The sequence below is a fragment of the Kribbella pratensis genome (genome assembly GCF_004366075.1).
Taxonomy (GTDB): Bacteria; Actinomycetota; Actinomycetes; order Propionibacteriales; family Kribbellaceae; genus Kribbella; species Kribbella pratensis.
Map to the genome: position 1 here is coordinate 2,112,643 of NZ_SODU01000001.1, position 17,695 is coordinate 2,130,337.

General features: G+C 69.2%; 15 protein-coding genes. 10 read left to right on the top strand and 5 right to left on the bottom strand.

The annotated features are described in order from the left end of the window. Nucleotides 1-4 precede the first annotated feature (4 nt). Nucleotides 5-3,127: an AfsR/SARP family transcriptional regulator gene (locus tag EV137_RS09995; RefSeq protein WP_134128028.1), complete on the top strand. Its 3,123-nt coding sequence runs from the start codon at nucleotides 5-7 to the stop codon at nucleotides 3,125-3,127. Here EV137_RS09995 and EV137_RS10000 read toward each other — a convergent pair. Further along, complete coding sequence (locus EV137_RS10000) at nucleotides 3,111-3,854, bottom strand: ABC transporter permease (RefSeq protein ID WP_134000364.1); 744 nt, start codon at nucleotides 3,852-3,854, stop codon at nucleotides 3,111-3,113. The genes EV137_RS09995 and EV137_RS10000 overlap by 17 nt on opposite strands. Next, nucleotides 3,851-4,786 (bottom strand): ATP-binding cassette domain-containing protein, encoded by a 936-nt coding sequence (locus tag EV137_RS10005; RefSeq protein ID WP_134128030.1) that lies wholly within the window; start codon nucleotides 4,784-4,786, stop codon nucleotides 3,851-3,853. Before EV137_RS10005 ends, EV137_RS10000 begins: the two co-directional genes overlap by 4 nt. A 138-nt stretch (nucleotides 4,787-4,924) precedes the next feature. Between EV137_RS10005 and EV137_RS10010 the strand changes: the two genes are divergently transcribed. Then, the gene (locus tag EV137_RS10010) at nucleotides 4,925-5,605 is read left to right on the top strand and encodes a DUF4097 family beta strand repeat-containing protein (protein ID WP_134128032.1); all 681 of its coding nucleotides are present in this window, start codon (nucleotides 4,925-4,927) and stop codon (nucleotides 5,603-5,605) included. An 18-nt stretch (nucleotides 5,606-5,623) separates the two neighbouring features. Here EV137_RS10010 and EV137_RS10015 read toward each other — a convergent pair whose 3' ends face one another. Next, nucleotides 5,624-6,490 (bottom strand): helix-turn-helix transcriptional regulator, encoded by an 867-nt coding sequence (locus EV137_RS10015; protein ID WP_134128034.1) that lies wholly within the window; start codon nucleotides 6,488-6,490, stop codon nucleotides 5,624-5,626. 101 nt (nucleotides 6,491-6,591) lie between these two features. Between EV137_RS10015 and EV137_RS10020 the strand changes: the two genes are divergently transcribed. The 7 genes from EV137_RS10020 (at nucleotide 6,592) to EV137_RS10050 (ending at nucleotide 14,306) form a co-directional block, all read left to right on the top strand. Further along, nucleotides 6,592-7,806: a multidrug effflux MFS transporter gene (locus EV137_RS10020; protein ID WP_134128036.1), complete on the top strand. Its 1,215-nt coding sequence runs from the start codon at nucleotides 6,592-6,594 to the stop codon at nucleotides 7,804-7,806. Next, nucleotides 7,791-8,813 carry a zinc-dependent alcohol dehydrogenase family protein gene (locus EV137_RS10025; protein ID WP_134128038.1) on the top strand — a complete coding sequence of 341 codons (1,023 nt, stop codon included), beginning with the start codon at nucleotides 7,791-7,793 and terminating at the stop codon, nucleotides 8,811-8,813. The genes EV137_RS10020 and EV137_RS10025 overlap by 16 nt, the downstream gene beginning before the upstream one ends. A 103-nt stretch (nucleotides 8,814-8,916) precedes the next feature. Then, complete coding sequence (locus EV137_RS10030; RefSeq protein ID WP_134000376.1) at nucleotides 8,917-10,188, top strand: ROK family transcriptional regulator; 1,272 nt, start codon at nucleotides 8,917-8,919, stop codon at nucleotides 10,186-10,188. Beyond that, nucleotides 10,172-10,990: an ABC transporter permease gene (locus EV137_RS10035; RefSeq protein WP_134128040.1), complete on the top strand. Its 819-nt coding sequence runs from the start codon at nucleotides 10,172-10,174 to the stop codon at nucleotides 10,988-10,990. Before EV137_RS10030 ends, EV137_RS10035 begins: the two co-directional genes overlap by 17 nt. After that, nucleotides 10,987-11,799, top strand: coding sequence for an ABC transporter ATP-binding protein (locus EV137_RS10040; protein ID WP_238175203.1), 813 nt, complete (start codon nucleotides 10,987-10,989; stop codon nucleotides 11,797-11,799). The genes EV137_RS10035 and EV137_RS10040 overlap by 4 nt, the downstream gene beginning before the upstream one ends. A 9-nt stretch (nucleotides 11,800-11,808) precedes the next feature. Then, nucleotides 11,809-12,813, top strand: coding sequence for an aliphatic sulfonate ABC transporter substrate-binding protein (locus EV137_RS10045; protein ID WP_134128042.1), 1,005 nt, complete (start codon nucleotides 11,809-11,811; stop codon nucleotides 12,811-12,813). After that, nucleotides 12,810-14,306: a sulfatase family protein gene (locus EV137_RS10050; protein ID WP_238175204.1), complete on the top strand. Its 1,497-nt coding sequence runs from the start codon at nucleotides 12,810-12,812 to the stop codon at nucleotides 14,304-14,306. Before EV137_RS10045 ends, EV137_RS10050 begins: the two co-directional genes overlap by 4 nt. Before the next feature lie 37 nt (nucleotides 14,307-14,343). Here EV137_RS10050 and EV137_RS10055 read toward each other — a convergent pair whose 3' ends face one another. Next, nucleotides 14,344-15,513, bottom strand: coding sequence for a hypothetical protein (locus tag EV137_RS10055; protein WP_134128044.1), 1,170 nt, complete (start codon nucleotides 15,511-15,513; stop codon nucleotides 14,344-14,346). An 11-nt stretch (nucleotides 15,514-15,524) separates the two neighbouring features. After that, the gene (locus tag EV137_RS10060; RefSeq protein ID WP_134128046.1) at nucleotides 15,525-16,859 is read right to left on the bottom strand and encodes a family 43 glycosylhydrolase; all 1,335 of its coding nucleotides are present in this window, start codon (nucleotides 16,857-16,859) and stop codon (nucleotides 15,525-15,527) included. Between the two features lie 188 nt (nucleotides 16,860-17,047). Here EV137_RS10060 and EV137_RS10065 point away from each other — a divergent pair, with 188 nt between their 5' ends. Continuing rightward, the gene (locus tag EV137_RS10065) at nucleotides 17,048-17,695 is read left to right on the top strand and encodes a dihydrofolate reductase family protein (protein WP_134128049.1); all 648 of its coding nucleotides are present in this window, start codon (nucleotides 17,048-17,050) and stop codon (nucleotides 17,693-17,695) included.

The following is a 17,695-nucleotide window of genomic DNA, read 5'->3' on the forward strand; positions in this document are numbered from 1 at the left end:
CTGGGTGCAGATTGGGATGCTGGGGCCGTTCGAGGTGCGGGCGGGCGATGGGGGGCTTGTCGACGTGCCGGGGGCGCGGTTGCGTGGGCTGTTGGTTGTGCTTGCGCTGGACGCCGGGCGGGTGGTTCCCAAGGCCACGTTGGTGGACTGGATCTGGGGTGAGCAGCCACCGACCGACGCCGCGAACGCCTTGCAGCGGTTGGTGTCGCGGCTGCGCAAGGTACTTCCGGAGGGCTCGGTCGAGGGGCACACGGACGGGTACCGGCTGCAGATCGATCCCGACGCGGTGGACGCCGTACGGTTCGAACGCCTCCTCACCCGTGCCCGCACCGACCAGGACCCGCAAGGTGTCCGGCTGCTGCGTGAGGCGCTCGTGCTGTGGCGCGGGCCGGCGATGCAGGACGTCGGGCTGACCGAGAGCGGCGCGTTCGACGCGGCCGTGACCCGGCTCGACGGGCTCCGCCTGACCGCGATGGAGGACCGGTACGACGCCGAGATCACCCTCGGTCACGGCGCGGAACTCGTCACCGAGCTGACCGACCTGGTCGCCGCCCACCCGGTGCGCGAACGCCTCGTCGCCGCCCTGATGCGCGCCCTGGTCGCCTCCGGCCGCGACACCGAGGCGCTCCGCGTGTACGAGCGCACCCGCGAGACCCTCGCCGACGAGCTCGGCGTCGACCCCTCACCGGAGCTGTCCGCCCTGCACGTCGCCCTCCTCCGCGGCGAGCTGGTACGCCGGGACGAGAAGCGGAACACGAACCTCCGCGAAGAACTCACGACGTACGTCGGCAAGGACGCCGACATCGCAGGAGTCCGCGACCTGATCGCCGGGCACCGCCTGACGACACTGATCGGACCGGGCGGATCGGGTAAGACCCGGCTCGCGACCGAGACTGCGCGGACTGTTCTAAAAGACCTCCCCGACGGCGCCTGGATGGTCGAGCTCGCGGCGATCGGCGCCGACGGTGATGTGGCGCAGGCCACGCTCGGCGCGCTCGCGCTGCGGGACGCACTGCTCGGCGACGTACCGGACGCGGACCCGACGGACCGCGTGATCGCCGCGGTCCGCGAGCGGGCGATGCTGCTGATCCTGGACAACTGCGAGCATGTGATCGAGTCCGCGGCGACGTTCGCTCACCGGGTGCTCGGCGAGTGCCCGCGGCTGCGGATCCTGGCGACCAGCCGGGAACCGCTCGGTATCACCGGCGAGGCGTTGTGGCCGGTCGCACCACTGGCGCTCCCCACCGACAACAGCGACATCGACGCTTCGCCGGCCGTCCGTCTACTGCAGGATCGGGCACGGGCCGTCCGCGCGGACCTCGCCTTGGACCCCGAAACTATGGCCCGGATCTGCCGTGCCCTGGACGGTATGCCGCTGGCGATCGAGCTGGCCGCCGCCAGGCTGCGCACGATGTCGCTGGAGCAGCTCGCGAACCGTCTTGACGACCGTTTCCGCCTCTTGACGGGCGGCAGTCGTACGGCGCTCCCCCGCCACCGCACGCTGCGCGCAGTGGTCGACTGGAGCTGGGAGCTGCTGTCCGACGCCGAGCGGGCTGCCCTACGCAGGCTGTCGGTCTTCGCGGGCGGCGCGAGCCTGGAGGCGGCCGAGCAGGTCTGTGTAGGTGGGGAGGTCGAGTCGTGGGAGGTGCTCGACCTGCTGACCGCGTTGACCGAGAAGTCGCTGGTGGTCACGAAGGACGAGGGCGCGCCGCGGTACCGGCTGCTCGGCACGATCAAGGAGTACGCCCAGCAGCGTCTCGACGAGGCGGGCGAGACCGACCAGACCCGCCGTACCCATCTCGCCTACTTCACCGAGCTGGTCGAGACCGCCGACCCGCACCTGCGGCGCGCCGAGCAGCTCGAATGGCTGGCGATCGTCGAAGGCGAACATGACAACATCGCGGCGGCGATGCGGGCCGCACTGGCAGCCCGTGACGCGGTGGGCGCGATGCGGCTGGCCGCGGCCGGCGGGTGGTATTGGTGGTTCGCCGGGCACAAGGTCGAGGGCAGCGAGTTCCTGATGGCTGCCCCGGACCTGCCGGGCGAGGTGCCCGACGAGAGCCGCGCCGTGGTGTACGCGTTCGTCGCCACCTTCATGACCTCTGGGCGTGGCCGTGACCAGTTCAACGCGGAGGACTGGATCCGCAAGGCCGCGGACATCAGCCAGCGGGTCAAGAGCCCGCACCCCGCGGTGACCATGTCGACCGCGCTGGAAGGGCTGCTGCGCGGACCGGACTCGTTCGTGTCCGCCTTCGAGCCGTTGCTCACCGACGAAGATCCCTGGGTACGGGCGCTTGCGCGTTTGCAGACCGGGAAGATGCGGATCATGCTCGGCGACGGCGACCCGGACGCGGATCGCGCGGTCGCGACGGCGGTCGAGGAGTTCCGGGCGATCGGCGAGCGCTGGGGGATGTCGTTCGCGTTGACCGAGCTCGCGGACCGGGTCGCCGTACGTGGTGAGTTCGCCGACGCCTGCGAGTACTACGAGCAGGCGATCGCGGTCGCCGAGGAGGTCGGGGCCACCGAGGACGTGGTACGGATGCGGTCGCGGCAGGCCCAGCTGTACTGGCTCGCGGACGACCACGAGGCGAGTGCCACCGCGATGGCGGCATCGCTGCGGCAGGCAGAACGCGTGGCCTGGCCGGAGGCGCTGGTCGAGCTGGCGTTGTGCAAGGCGGAGCTCGCGCGCTGGAGCGGCGACGCCGAGGAGGCACGCCGGCAGCTCGACCTCGCGACGACCCTGCTGGGCCACGAGGCGGAGCGGCCGAACCTGCGCGTGACGATCCAGGACATGCTCGGCTACCTGGCCGCGGATCTCGACCAGGCCTGGCAGCACCGCAGCGCGGCGTTCCAGGCAGCGAGCGAAAGCGGGCACGCCCCCGGGATCGCCCAGATGCTCATCGGGATCGCGGATCTGGCCTTGCGCACCGATCAGGACGAGCAGGCCGCGCGGCTGCTTGCCGCGAGTGCCGTCGTACGGGGACTGCCGGACCGGTCCAACCCCGATGTCGCCAAGGTGGCGCAGGAAACGCGCCGCCGCCTCGGTGACGCGAAGTTCACCGAGGCGACGGTAGAGGGCCGGCAGGCGAGCTGGCGAGAGCTCGTCGAGGTCACGCTCGCTTCTTGAACGTCGAGGTCGCCCAGAAGTACCCGACCACGGCGATCCCGAGGCACCAGGCGAACGCGGCGATCAGGTCGCCGGTCTCCGGCGCGCCGTTCAGCAGGCCGCGCAGGCTCTCGATGATCGGCGTGAACGGCTGGTACTGCGCGAACTGCTTCACGCCGGGACCCATCTTGTCGGCCGGCACGATCGCGCTGCTGAAGAACGGCAGCATCACCAGCGGCACCGAGGCGAGGCCCGCGGTCTCCGGAGTCTTCGCGAAGAGGCCGAGGGCAACGGTCAGCCAGCCGGTCGCGATCCCGAGCAGTACGACGAGACCGATGACGCCGAGCCACTGGGCGAAGCTCGCCGACGGGTCGAAGCCGAGTGCGAACGCGACCCCGATGATCGCGGCGATCGCGATCAGGTTGGTCATCACGCTGGCGATCACGTGCCCGGTCAGGACCGCGCCCCGCGGCACGTCCATCACCTTGAAGCGGTTGATGATGCCCTTGGTCATGTCGGAGTTCACTGCCGTCGCCACGGCGCCGAGCCCGTAGCAGACCGCCAGCAGGAGCATGCCGGGCGTTGCGTAGTCGACGTACGGGACGCCGACGCTGAACGCGTCGCCGAGCATGTAGACGAACATCAGCATCACCACGACCGGCATCAGGACCGCGTTGAACACCGACGTCGGGTTCCGCGCGATGTGCTTCAGGTTGCGGCGCAGCATCACGATCGAGGGGTTCTTCATTTCGCGACTACCTCCGCGGTGTCGTGGCCGGTCAGGGCGAGGAATACGTCATCGAGGTCAGGGGTGTTGACGGAGAACTCGTCGGCGTCGACCGAGTACTCGTCGAGCCGGTCGAGCAGCTTGCGGACCGACTGGGTGCCGCCGTCGCTGGGGACCCGCAGCGTCAGCGCGTCGTCGTCCCGGGTCGAGTCGGGCATGATCCGGGCGGCGGTGTCGAGGTCCTCGACGGAGCCGAAGCGGAACCGGACGTGGGTGCCGGGGATCTGCCGCTTGAGCTCTTCCGGCGTGCCTTGGGCAACCAATCGGCCCTTGTCGAGTACCGCGATCTTGTCGGCCAGCTGGTCGGCCTCGTCGAGGTACTGCGTGGTCAGGAAGATGGTCACGCCGTCGGCCAGCAGTTCGCGGATGATCGTCCACATGGTGCGCCGGCTGCGCGGGTCGAGGCCCGTCGTCGGCTCGTCGAGGAAGATGATCTGCGGGTCGCCGACCAGGGTCATCGCCAGGTCGAGCTTGCGGCGCATACCACCGGAGTACGTCGCCGCAGCCTTGTCGGCCGCCTCCGCCAGGTCGAAGCGCTCCAGGAGCCGGCCGACGACCTCGTTGCCCGCGCCCGGGCTCAGGTCGACCATCAGCTGGAGGTTCTCGCGGCCGGTCAGCAGCTCGTCCACGGCCGCGAACTGGCCGGTGACGCCGATCGCGGACCGGACCGCCTTCGCGTCGGTCGCGACGTCGTGCCCGGCCACCCGGACCGTGCCGCTGTCGGCCTTGGTCAACGTGGTCAGCACGTTCACCGTCGTCGTCTTGCCGGCCCCGTTCGGGCCGAGCAGGGAGAAGACGGTACCCGCGGGGACGTCGAGGTCGATCCCGTCGAGCACGGTCTTGTCGCCGAATGCCTTGCGCAGTCCTGTGACCGCGATCGCCGAAGTTGTCATGGGAACACCTTCGGCGGGTGTCCTGACACGCACCTGACACGCCGCCTACACGGTGTCAGCACCGTGGCTGCCGGGATCACAGAGCCCTGTCAGGAGGTCGGGCCAGAGTGTCCGCACTGACCCTCAAGGAGCGATCACATGTCGACTTTCAGCACCCCCGCACCGATCTCCGCCGCCGTGGACATCATCTTCGGCGACATCACCGTCAAGGCGAGCGACCGGAACGACACCGTCGTCGAGGTCCGGCCCGTCGACCCCACCTGGGAGCTGGATGCGAAGGCCGCCGCGCAGGTGGTCATCGAGTTCACCGACGGGAAGCTGCAGGTCAGGCACCCGAAGCTGCGGTCCGTGTTCAGCAAGCGGTACGGCGCGGTCGAGGTGCTGATCGAGCTGCCCACCGGGTCCGATGTCCAGGGATACACGGCCAAGGGCGAGTACGTCGTCGAGGGCGAGGTCGGCTCGTGTGAGCTGAAGACCGCGAACGGCGACATCCGGGTCGGCAAGGTGGCCGGCACGCTGCGCGCCAAGTCCGCCACCGGCCACATCACCGTCGAGGCGGCCGGCACCGAGGTCAACGCGCGGACGGCGAACGGCGACATCCGCGTCGGCGCCCTCGGCACCGGCACCCTCGACCTCTACACCGCCACCGGCGAGGTCGCGATCGGCGTCCCCGCGGGCACCGCGGCCGCGCTGGACGCCCACACCTCGATCGGCCGGGTGTTCAACGACCTGGAGTCCATCGAGAACCCCGCCCGCACCGTCACCGTCCGCGCCCGCACCCACGGCGGCAACATCACCCTCCGCCGCACGGTCAGCTGACACACGGAGCGGTTCGCACTACCGGGCCGGCGTCCGGTCGGCGGCGAGGGAGGCGAGGAGCCGCAGCTTCTCCGCGGACGGAGACCCGGGTTCGGCGGTGTAGACGAGGAGGACGAGGCCCGGCTCGGCCGTGATCGCCAGTTCCTCGTAGACGAGGGTGAGCTCGCCGACCTCGGGGTGGTGGAATCGCTTGGTGCCACTGCCGTGGGTCCGGACATCGTGGGCGCCCCACAGTTGGCGGAACGTCTCGCTCTGCGTGGACAGCTCGCCGACCAGGTCCTGCAGCCCGCGGTCGTGCGGATCGCGGCCTGCCTCGGCGCGCATGATCGCGACGCACATGTGCGCGAACAGGTCCCAGTCCGGGTAGAAGTCGCGCGAGGCCGGGTCGAGGAACTGGAAGCGGGCCAGGTTCGGCGTCCGGCCACCTTCGCCGATCACCGGCGAGTAGAAGATCCGTCCGAGCGCGTTCGTGGCGAGCAGGTCCTGCGCCGGGTTGCGGACGAATGCGACCCCGTCGGTGATCGCCTCCAGCGCCCACTGGAGGCTCGGCCGAGAGGTTGCCTGCGCCGTCGTACGGCGACGACGGCGGCCCGAGGTCGGGATGCCGTCGGCCGTCCGGGCGAGATCGAGCAGGTGCGCGCGCTCGGTGTCGTCGAGCCGAAGCGCCTGTGCGATGGCCTCGAGCACCGCCGACGAGGCTCCCGCGATCGTTCCGCGTTCGAGCTTCGCGTAGTACTCGACGCTCACCCCGGCCAGCATGGCCACCTCGCTGCGCCGCAGACCGGCCACGCGGCGCTGGCCGACCGCCGGGAGTCCCACGTCCGACGGCGTCAGCTTCGCCCGTCGTGATGTCAGGAACTCACGGACCTCGGTCTTGTTGTCCATGTCATCGACAGTACCGGCGGCGTACCTCGCGAGGGATGTACTGCTGGTACACCTCTCGAGCGTGACTTCTTCAGCGTCTCTGCCGGCGCTTGCATGGAGACATGCCCCGCACCGTCACCCGGCCGCAGCCGACCAGCCGTGACGCGGCGCTGACCGCCACTGTGCTTGCCACGGTGGTGCTGATCACCGCGATCGCGCCACTGGCCACCGACATGTACGTGCCGGCGTTCCCGCTGGTCGCGCGCGATCTCGGCACCGGCGCAACCGAGGTGCAGCTGACCCTGACCACGTTCTTCGTCGGTATGGCGTTGGGCCAGCTACTCGGCGGACCGTTCTCGGACCGCGTCGGCCGGCGTCGCCCGTTGCTCGTCTCGCTCCTGGTACTGATGGCTGCGTCGGTCCTGTGCGCGTTCAGCCCGACGATCGGCGTGCTGATGGTCGCCCGGCTGCTGCAGGGGTTCAGCGGCGGGTGGGCGATGGTCATCGCTCGGTCGATCGTCGTGGACCTGACTTCCGGAGCGCGGCTGGTCCGGGCGATGAACGTGGTCGCCGGCGTCGCGGGGATCGCGCCCATCGTCGGACCGTTGCTCGGGGCAGCCGTTCTGCAGTTCACCCACTGGCGCGTGTCGTTCTGGGTCGTCGCCACCCTCGCCGCGCTGATGGTGGTGGCGGTCGCGTTCGGCGTACCCGAGACGCTCCGGCGTGGATACCATTCCGGCCGGCCGGCCGGTCGCATCCTGCGCCACCGCGGCTTCCTCGGGTACCTGCTGGTGTTCGCGTTCTCGATGGGCACGATCTTCGCGTACGTCGCCACGTCGGCCTTCGTGCTGCAATCGATGAACGGCCTCTCCCCGGCCGCGTACTCGGTGGACTTCGCGTTCAACGCCGTCGGCCTGACCATCGCGACACTGCTCTCCGCACGACTGGCCGATCGTGTCCCGACCCGGAAGATCGTGCTCCTCGGACTGGTCGTGACCGGTCTGGCGGGAGCTCTCCTGCTCGTCGGCGCGCTTTGGTTCGGCATGCCGCTCGGGGTGGCGCTCGTCGGCTTCTTCGTCCTGATGACCGCCCAGGGATTCGTCGGCCCGAACGCCGGGGCACTGGCCTCAGCTCAGATTCCGGAGCATCCCGGTACCGGATCGGCACTGCTGGGTTTCCTGCAGTGGTGTACCGCCGGAGTGATCGCCCCACTCGCAGGCATCGGCGGTGCGAGTACCGCCGTACCGATGGCATCCATCGTGGTTGCCCTCACCCTTGCGTCCTTGATCGCACTGATCACCAACCAGAAAGGTTCCCAGCCATGCGTGGAGTCATGATGTACGGTCCCGGCGATGTCCGCGTCGAGGACCGCCCCGACCCGATCATCCAGAAGCCGACCGACGCGATCATCCGGCTCAGCGCGACCTGCGTGTGCGGTTCCGACCTGTGGCCGTACCGCGGCCAGGACAAGCTCGCCGGGCCGACGCCGATGGGGCACGAGTACGTCGGTGTCGTCGAGGAGATCGGCTCCGAGGTGACCACCGTGAAGCCCGGCGACTTCGTCATCGGCTCGTTCTTCGCCTCCGACAACACGTGCGAGATCTGCCGGGCCGGTTACCAGTCACGCTGCGTCCACGCCGAGCTGATGGGTGCCATCGGCACCCAATCGGAGCTGGCCCGGGTACCGCTCGCGGACGGCACTCTGGTCGCGACCGGCGGCCTGCCCGACGCTGACCTGGTTCCCTCCTTCCTGGCGGCGTCGGACGTGCTCGGGACCGGCTGGTTCGCCGCGGTCGCGGCCCAAGCGGGACCGGGTAAGACGGTGGCCGTTGTGGGCGACGGCGCGGTCGGGCTCCTCGGCGTACTCGCGGCGAAGCACCTCGGCGCCGAACGCATCATCGCGATGAGCCGTCACGAGTCCAGGCAGAGCCTCGCACTGGAGTACGGCGCGACAGACATCGTCATCGAACGCGGGGACGAGGGGGTCGCGCGCGTCAAGGAGCTCACCAACGGCTACGGCGCCCACAGCGTTGTCGAGGCCGTCGGCAGCCAGGAGTCGATGCTCCAGGCCATCCGCTCCACCCGCCCCGGCGGTCACGTCGGTTACGTTGGTGTTGCCCACGACGTGGCGCTGCCCGGCGACGAGCTGTTCTTCTCCGGCGTGCACCTGCACGGCGGACCCGCGCCCGTCCGCCAGTACCTGCCCACGCTGATCGACCTGATCTCCCGGCGCGAGATCGACCCGGGCAAGGTCTTCGACCTCACCCTCCCCTTGTCCGATGCCGCCAAGGCCTACGAGGCGATGGACGGTCGTCAGGCGATCAAGGCGCTCCTGCAGCCGTGACCAGGCGCGAGCCCGGCGGGGAATTGCGTCGCGGCCGTCGAAAAGGGAGTTGAATTTTGTCGGAGTGTTGACGGAATAATTCCGGGTTCCTAGCGTCACCATCGTGCAGACCTATCCAGGAGTGCAGGCGCTGGTGCGGAGGACCCACGAAGAGCGGGTCCTCCAGGTGCTGCGGGAGCAGGGCGCGCTCAGCCGGAACCAGATCGCCCGTGCCGTCGGCCTGTCCCGAACCACCCTGTCCGAGATCACCGGGAGCCTGCTGCAGCGGGGCGCCATCGTGGTGACCGACACCGACGCGGCGCACCGTGAGGGCAGCGGCCGGCCCGCCGAGCGGCTGGCCCTGGATCCGGCCTCCGGACAGTTCATGGGCGTCGATTTCGGGCATCGCCGCGTGCACGTCGTCGTGGCCGACGCCTCGCACGAGATCGTGGCCTCGGGCTCCGACCGGTACGAGGACCATGTCGACTGGCCGACCCGGCTCGACGTCGCGTTCCGCCTGGTGGAGCGGCTCAGCGACGAGTACGGCGTCCACTACGGCGCCCTGCAGGGTGTGGGGATCGGCATCCCGGGGCCGTACTCGGGCAAGCCGGGCGTGCGCGACTACCCGTCCCACCGGGCGGCTGCCGACGGCTTCCACGAGGCCTCGGTCGACGAAGCGTTCTGCGAGCGGTTCGGCGCACCGGTGATCGTCGACAACAACACCCGGCTAGCAGCGCTAGCGGAAGCGATCTTCGGTGCGAAGGCAATCGAGCACCTCCTCTACGTGCGCCTGTCCGACGGAGTCGGCGGCGGGCTCGTGGTCGGCGGTCGGCTCGTGTCCGGTTCCGCCGGGCTGGCCGGCGAACTGGGCCACGTAACGGTGCGGGCCGACGGCGACCTCTGTCGCTGCGGCAAGAACGGCTGCCTCGAGACCATCGCCTCGGTCCCAGCGATCCTGGCCGCCTGCCGGGCAGCCGGGCTCCCGGTAGAGAGCCTGGACGACCTCGCGGCCGCGGTCGCCCGTTCGCACCCGGTGGCCGACCGGGTACTGCGCGACGCTGCCGCCGCGGTCGGCCGCGTGCTCGCCGCCGTCGCGATGGCGCTGAACCCCGCCGAGATCGTGATCGGCGGCGAGATCACCCGGCTCGCGCCCGTGATCGTCCAGCAGGCCGCCGCGACCGTCGCCTACGAGCTCTTCCCGGGCGCCGCCTCCCCCGGCGTACGGGCGGCGCACCTCGCCGACGACGACGGCGCACTCGGCGCCCTCGCCGCGGTGTTCCACAGCTCGCCGCTCCTGGCGGGCTACCCAGAGACACCGGCGCCGTCCGGCGCCGGTTCGCGGACGGCGATCCGCCCGCGGCAGACCCGAGGAGTGGCCGATGGCCGTCATCAGTGACCAGACCGCCCGCGGCGCCAAGCCGCGCGACCGCGCCGGAGGACGAACGCGCGCCCGGGCCGGTGGTCTTCCCCTGCTCCTGAACGCGGTCTCGATCGGCCTCGGTATCGCGGTGTGGTGGGCGCTGGCTCTCGCCGGACTCAAACTGCCCACGCCTCCCGAGGTCGTCGCCCAGGCGATCACCCTGATCGGCAACGGCACGCTGGGCAAGGACGTCCTGGCCAGCCTGACGCGGGTCCTGATCGGCTTCGCACTCGGCACCGCCGCCGCCGTTCCCGTCGGGTTCCTGATGGGCTGGTACGCCGTGATCCGCGGACTGGTCGAGCCGTGGATCCAGTTCTTCCGCACCGTTCCGCCGCTGGCGATCATCCCGCTGGCCATCGTGCTGATGGGGATCGGCGAGGCGCCGAAGATCTTCGTCATCTTCCTGGCCGCGTTCCTGGCCTGCGTGATCTCGACGTTCCAGGGCGTGGTCAACGTCGACCGCACGCTGATCAACGCCGCCCGGGTGCTCGGCGCCAAGGACGCCGGCATCTTCGCCCGGGTGGTGGTGCCCGCGTCGACGCCGTTCATCCTCGTCGGCATGCGGGTGGGGCTGGGCTCGGCCTGGGCCACCCTGGTCGCCGCCGAGCTGATCGCCGCCCAGCAGGGCCTCGGCTTCCGGATGCAGAACGCGCAGCTCTACTACGACCTGCCGACGATCTTCGTCGGGCTGATCTCGATCGGGATCCTCGGCCTGCTGATGGACCGCGTCCTGCTGATGGCCGAACGCAAACTCACCGGATGGCAGGAGCGCCGATGAAGATCTCTGTCCAGTCCGTCACCAAGACGTTTGCCTTGGGCAAGGACATGTTCACCGCACTCGACGAGGTGTCTCTGGACATCGCCGACAACGAATTCATCACCGTCGTGGGGCCGTCGGGGTGTGGGAAGAGCACGTTGCTGAACATCCTCGCGGGCCTGGAGGAACCGACCTCGGGGCGCGCGCTCGTGGACGGCGTACCGGTGTCAGGTCCCGGGCCCGAGCGTGGCGTGATCTTCCAGCAGTACGCGCTCTTCCCGTGGCTCACCGTGCGCAAGAACGTCGAGTTCGGCCTCAAGACCGCAGGCGCAGGCAAGGCCGAGCGACGCGAACGGGCCCAGCACTTCATCGACCTGGTCGGGCTCGGCGAATTCGCCGACGCGCTGCCCAAGATGCTGTCCGGCGGTATGCGGCAGCGGTGCGCGATCGCCCGCGCGTACGCCGTGAACCCGTCGATCCTGCTGATGGACGAGCCGTTCGGGGCCCTGGACGCCCTGACCCGGGTCAAGCTGCAGGAGCAGCTCCTCGATACCTGGAGCCAGGAGCAGCGCACGGTCATGTTCATCACCCACGACGTCGACGAGGCGGTCTTCCTGGCGAACCGCGTCATCGTGATGGCCGCCCGGCCCGGGCGGATCTACGACGTGATCGACGTCGACCTGCCGTACCCCCGGTCGGAGGACTTCCGCCTCAGCCCCGAGTTCGCCGTACTGCGCAACCGGGTCTGGCACTCCGTGTACCACCAGGACGGCCGCAGCTCGGCCGATTCCGGAACCTCTCTGCCGTCACCCGCGACGGCTCGATCCTAAGGACGTCTCATGTCACTCTCACGCAAACTGACGGCCCTGGCCGCCGGCGCCGCCGCCCTGGCGCTCGCCCTGTCCGGCTGCGGAGGCGGCTCGGACGACAGCGCGAGCGGCGACCTCCAGCAGGTGGAGTTCGGCTACATCGCCGACTACAACGGCACCAGCCTGCTCGCGATCGCGAAGGATCAGAAGCTCTGGGAGAAGCACGGCCTCAAGGCCGACACCAAGGTGTTCACGAACGGCCCGCTGCAGATCCAGGCCCTCGGCACCGGCGACCTCGACTTCGGCTACATCGGCCCGGGTGCGTTCTGGCTGCCGGCGTCCGGGCAGGCGAAGATCGTCGCGATCAACACCCTCGGCAACGCCGACCGGGTGATCGCGCGCTCCGGCACCACCTCGATCGGCCAGCTCCGCGGCAAGACCGTCGGCGTACCGGAAGGCACGTCCGGTGACATGATCCTCACCCTCGCGCTGCAGAAGGCCGGGATGACGAAGAAGGACGTCAAGGTCGTCAACATGGACGCCTCGACGATCGTGTCGGCGTTCGCGTCCAAGAAGATCGACGCCGCCGGCTTCTGGTACCCCGCCATCGGAACCATCAAGAAGCAGGTCCCGGACCTGACGGAGCTCGCCAAGAACTCCGACTTCGAGTCCCAGGTCTCGTTCCCGACCGCGTTCGTGGCCGGCAACGACGTGGTGTCCGGCCAGAAGGACAAGACCGAGAAGACGATCGCCGTACTGCGGGACGCGATGGCCTACCGCTCCGCCAACATGGACAAGTCGATCGAGCTGACCGCGAAGATGCTCAGCGTGCCGGTCGACCAGGTCAAGGCCGACGCGGGCAACGTCAAGGTGCTGTCGGTCGACGAACTGGACGCGAAGACCAAGGACGGCACGATCGGCAAGTGGCTGAACGGGATGGCCGACTACTTCGTCCAGGCCGGCAAGCTGAAGTCGAAGGCCGATCCGAAGACCTACTACACCGGCGACCTGTTCACCGCGGCGGCGGCCAAGTGACCGAGCCGAAGAACATCCTGTTCCTGATGACCGACCAGCACCGGGCCGACACGCTCGGTGCCTACGGCAACCAGTTGGGGACCACCCCGAACCTCGACGAGCTGGCCCGCACCGGGACCCGGTTCGACCGCTGGTACACGCCGACGGCGATCTGTACGCCGGCTCGCGCCAGCCTGCTCACCGGACAGGCGCCGTTCCGCCACAAGCTGCTGGCGAACTACGAGCGGAACGTCGGGTACCTCGAGGACCTGGGCGAAGGAACGTTCGCGTTCTCCCAGGCGCTGCGCGACAAGGGGTACAACTGCGGACTGATCGGCAAATGGCATGTCGGTACCAAGAAGTCGGCCGGTGACTTCGGGTTCGACGGCCCCGATCTGCCCGGCTGGCACAACCCGGTGGATCACCCCGACTACCTGGCGTACCTCGAGGAGCGCGACCTACCGCCGTACGAGATCTCGGACCGGATCCGCGGCACGTTGCCCAACGGTGGGCCCGGCAACCTGCTTGCCGCCCGGCTGCACCAGCCGGCGGAGGCGACGTTCGAGCACTACCTCGCCACCCGTGCGATCGAGATGCTCGAGCGGTACGCCGCGGACGTCCGTGAACGGGAGCAGCCGTTCTTCCTGGCCCTGCACTTCTTCGGGCCGCACCTGCCGTACATCCTCCCGGACGAGTACTTCGACCTGATCGATCCCGCGGATGTCGAGCTGCCGCGATCGGTGGCGGAGACGTTCCAGGGCAAGCCGATGGTGCAGAAGAACTACAGCGCGCACTGGACGTTCGACACCATGCCGATCGAGACCACACGTAAGCTGATCGCGATCTATCAGGGGTACGTCGCGCTGATCGACTTCCAGCTCGGCCGGGTCCTGGACGCGATGCGCCGGCTCGGGCTCGCCGGCGACACCTCGGTCTTCTTCACCTGCGACCACGGGGAGTTCACCGGCTCGCACCGGCTGCACGACAAGGGGCCGGCGATGTACGAGGACATCTACCGCACGCCCGGCCTGATCCGCGTGCCGGGGCAGCCGGAGGGCGTCGTACGGAACGAGTTCGTCAGCCTGCTCGACTGCACCGCCACGATCCTCGAACTGGCCGGAGCCGACCCGACGGCGGCCGTCGACTCGCGGAGTCTGCTGCCGCTGGTGAACGACGAGCAGGTCGAGTGGGACGCCGACATCGTGTGCGAGTTCCACGGGCACCACTTCCCTTACCCGCAACGGATGCTGCGCACGGACCGGTACAAGCTCGTGGTGAATCCGGACTCGGTGAACGAGCTCTACGACCTGGAACTCGATCCGGACGAACTACTCAACGTGTACCAGCACCCGGAGCAGGCCGGCATACGGTCGCAGATGATGCGGCGGCTGTACACGGTGCTCCGGGAGCGCGGCGACAACTTCTACCACTGGATGACGTCCATGTACGACGTGGGAGACGTCGCCTACGACCCCACCATGAGCGGCCTCGACGAAACGACGTACCAGAAGTAGTTGCCGTGGGCCCTCAGCTCGAGGGCCCACGGTCTCTTCACTGCAGAGCGCGGAAGTCGTCGATCCAGGAATAGCCAGGCGTCGACATCGCGTCGTCGCGCGACCGCACCGTCAGCGGTGCGAACACACTGTTCAACAGCCACGGTGCCTTGGTGGCGCTCCAGCCGGCCGTCATCGACGGGATCTGCCGGAAGCCGTACGTCGCGACGGCCAGTCGGCCCGTGGCGCGGAAGCGGTCCAGCTCGTCCCGCAGGAAGTGCTTCTTGGACTCGAACCATGGGCTCTCGGACAGCAGGTCGTTCCATTTGCGTGCGGGGAACGGATGCTTGATGGCGTCTCCGATGACTTCCCACACCTGACGGTCCGGCGAATAGCCGTATCGCTGGGCGAAGGCCACCGGGATGCGGTCGGTGAGGTGCTGCTGCCAGTACCAGACGAGGGAGAACTCGGTGACGAGGAACGTCTGGCTCGGCCGGAGCCTGGGCAACGTGTAGTCGAGGAAGGCCTGGATCGCGGCCTCGTCGGCGACGTGTGGATGCAGGTCGACGCCCTCGAGCTCGGGCGTCTCGCGGACGAAGCGCAGATAGCGCTCGACGGCGGGTGTGCGGTTCTGCGGCAGATCCAGCCGGTTCAGGGCGCCCATGAACAGATGGGTGGTGCTTCCAGCCGGCCGGGCGTTGACGACATGGCGGGCCACGGCTTCGTAGAACTCGTTGAGACGCTCGTCGCGCTCAGCCGGCAGGCTCTCGATGAACGGCTCGTTGCCGATCGTGACGATGTCGACCGTCCCGAACACCAGAGGCAGCACCCGGTCCAGTCGCGCGAGTTCGGCGGCCATCTCCGGGCTGCCCGGTCGCGGGAACGACATCGAGGTCTTCGGGAACTTCAGGCTGAGCAGGGTCTTGTAGCCGCGGCTGTGGGCGTCGCGCATGACCCGCAGAGTCTCGCTCTGCTCAGGCGGTACGGCGTCGGCCTCGGGCAGCGTGTAGAAGCCGCGGACCCAGCTCGCGCGGGCCGTCCGCAGCTCGAGATAGTTCAACTGGTCCAGGTTCTCGTTGTAGTTGGCCCCTAGGGCGCCGAGCGCCGGAAGCGGTTCGGTTGAGGCGTCGGGTGCCGGCGCGGCGGCTCCGGTGATGGAGCCGCCGCTCACCAGGGCCAGCGCACCGACGACGGCGATAACTCGGGTGAGGATTCGCGTTGGTGGCATGGTCTGGCTCCTCAGCCGCTGGTTGTGAGGCCGTTGTTGCGGCGTTGCACGTAGAGGCGGTTGGTGTTTGGGCCTGTCCACTCCATGCGGACGACCCCGGGGACTGCGGCGTCGGCGATGCGGGTGGGGTCGGCCCAGTAGCCGAAGGCGGGGTTGCGGAAGAAGGTCGCCCACAGGTGGCCGGAGGCGTCGACGAACACGTTGTTGTGGCCGGCGCCGACACCTGCGGTCCAGCGTTTCGAGTACGGGCCTTCGAAGTGGTCCGAGACCGCCATGATCAGGTCGTACTGGTACTGGACGCGGCCTGGCGCGGGCGGGTCGTACGCGTTGCGCGCGCTGCCGTCCGGGTTCGTCGACGCGCGGTCCCACCCGGCGTGCACGAGGTAGTACTTTCCGCCGTACTTCAGCACGTACGCACCCTCGAGGTAGGGCTCAGGCGAGTACGGGGTCAGCCGGAACGTGGGCAGGTTGGTCGAGGGGACGATGTCCTCCATGTCGTCGCGGAACCGCGCGTAGAGGTTGTTGTGCAGGACGAGCCACGCGTCGTCGCCCTCGGAGAACAGGCCGCCGTCGATGTGATGGTAGGCGCCGGGCAGGATGAAGCTCGGGCCGCCGATGAAGGAGTCGCCGAACGGCTTGGTGAGGTTGCCCTGGGCAACCCGGTACGGACCCTCGACGCCGCCCTCGCTGATCAGCAGGAACGATCCGACCTTGCGGGAGTGGTCGCCCATGCAGGCGACGATGTACCAGGTACCGCGGAAGTAGTGCAGTTCGGGAGCCCAGGCGTTTCCGCGTTTGCCGAACTGGTCGTCGTACCAGTACTCCTGCCATGGAGCGACGACAGTACGGCCGGGCGTGTTCTCGCCGACGAACTCGGGTGACCAGACCTTCCCCCGCTCCGCGTCGGGCCGGATCCCACTCGTGTCGGCGAGCCGCCACGGACCGTGCAGCGACGGTGCGGTCCAGACGAAGATGCCGTCGTTCCACGGGCCGGCCGCGGGCCGCCCCGGTACGCGCGTCGTACCTGTTGCGACGTACAGCGGGCGGCCGTCGACCGTGAAGCAGTTGACGTACGTGTCACGCATCCACACCCGCCCGAGCTCCTCGTCACGAGGCCGTAGCTCGAGCGGCAGAACGAAGGAGTTGTCGTCACGCGGCCACAGGTCGAGCCGGGTGTCAGCCGCGCCGTACGGCTCCAGCTCCGGCCAGGCCGCCGGGTACCGCCGCAGCGGCCTCGCCTCCGTGGAGGTGCTTCCGTACGCCGTTCCGCCGGGTAACGCCGCGGCGCCGACAGCCCCGGCCAGGCCGCCCAGGACCGTCCTCCTGTTGACGTGAGCTCTCTCCATCTGCGCATCCTCCTTGAGCGAGCAGGACACTGTGCCCCGCCCCGGAGCACACGCTAATCAGACTCATTTCGACGGTGAACCAGCGGCAAAAAGCAGATTTTCGGTGTGGTGATGTCAAGACGGGATGGCCGGCGCCGACCTTCCCGTGAGGGCGCCGGAAGGCGGCGCCGAAACAAAGGAGCATTCCGATGTCCGAAGTCCGTGTTCACAATCTCGCGATCTCGCTCGACGGCTTCGCCACCGGGGACGGCCAGTCCCTGGAGGCCCCGTTCGGGCACGCCGGCGAGCGGCTGCACGAGTGGTTGGTCGGCACCCGGTTCTTCCACGCGTCGGACGGCCTGCCCGGTGGCACCGTCGGCATCGAGAACGCGTTCGCCGAACGGCACGAGCCCGGGATCGGCGCCGAGATCATGGGGGCCGGCAAGTTCGGTCCGCCCGGATGGCAGGACGACCCGGAGTGGAAGGGCTGGTGGGGTCCGAACCCGCCGTTCCACTCGCCGGTGTTCGTGCTCACCCACCGCCCGCGCGCGTCGGTCGAGATGGAGGGTGGGACGACGTACCACTTCGTCGACGCCACGCCGAGCGAGGCGCTCGAGCAGGCTCGCGCCGCGGCCGGCGGCGGCGACATCCGGCTCGGCGGCGGGGCGACCGTCGTACGGGAGTTCCTCGCCGCGGGTCTGGTCGACTACGCGCACATCGCCCAGGTCCCGATCCTGCTGGGCCGCGGTGTCCGGCTGTGGGACGGGCTGGAGGCGCTCGAGGACAAGTACGACATCGAGGTGGTCTCGAGCCCGAGCGGCATCACCCACCTGACTCTTACGGCCAAGGCGGCTTAG

Excerpts from the sequence above, each read along its gene's own strand:
- EV137_RS10020 (WP_134128036.1), top strand. The coding sequence starts at position 6,592 with ATGCCCCGCACCGTCACCCGGCCGCAGCCGACCAGCCGTGACGCGGCG.
- EV137_RS10045 (WP_134128042.1), top strand. The coding sequence starts at position 11,809 with ATGTCACTCTCACGCAAACTGACGGCCCTGGCCGCCGGCGCCGCCGCC.
- EV137_RS10065 (WP_134128049.1), top strand. The coding sequence starts at position 17,048 with ATGTCCGAAGTCCGTGTTCACAATCTCGCGATCTCGCTCGACGGCTTC.
- EV137_RS10035 (WP_134128040.1), top strand. The coding sequence starts at position 10,172 with ATGGCCGTCATCAGTGACCAGACCGCCCGCGGCGCCAAGCCGCGCGAC.
- EV137_RS10000 (WP_134000364.1), bottom strand. The coding sequence starts at position 3,854 with ATGAAGAACCCCTCGATCGTGATGCTGCGCCGCAACCTGAAGCACATC.
- EV137_RS10015 (WP_134128034.1), bottom strand. The coding sequence starts at position 6,490 with ATGGACAACAAGACCGAGGTCCGTGAGTTCCTGACATCACGACGGGCG.
- EV137_RS10040 (WP_238175203.1), top strand. The coding sequence starts at position 10,987 with ATGAAGATCTCTGTCCAGTCCGTCACCAAGACGTTTGCCTTGGGCAAG.
- EV137_RS10055 (WP_134128044.1), bottom strand. The coding sequence starts at position 15,513 with ATGCCACCAACGCGAATCCTCACCCGAGTTATCGCCGTCGTCGGTGCG.
- EV137_RS10010 (WP_134128032.1), top strand. The coding sequence starts at position 4,925 with ATGTCGACTTTCAGCACCCCCGCACCGATCTCCGCCGCCGTGGACATC.
- EV137_RS10025 (WP_134128038.1), top strand. The coding sequence starts at position 7,791 with ATGCGTGGAGTCATGATGTACGGTCCCGGCGATGTCCGCGTCGAGGAC.
- EV137_RS10060 (WP_134128046.1), bottom strand. The coding sequence starts at position 16,859 with ATGGAGAGAGCTCACGTCAACAGGAGGACGGTCCTGGGCGGCCTGGCC.
- EV137_RS10005 (WP_134128030.1), bottom strand. The coding sequence starts at position 4,786 with ATGACAACTTCGGCGATCGCGGTCACAGGACTGCGCAAGGCATTCGGC.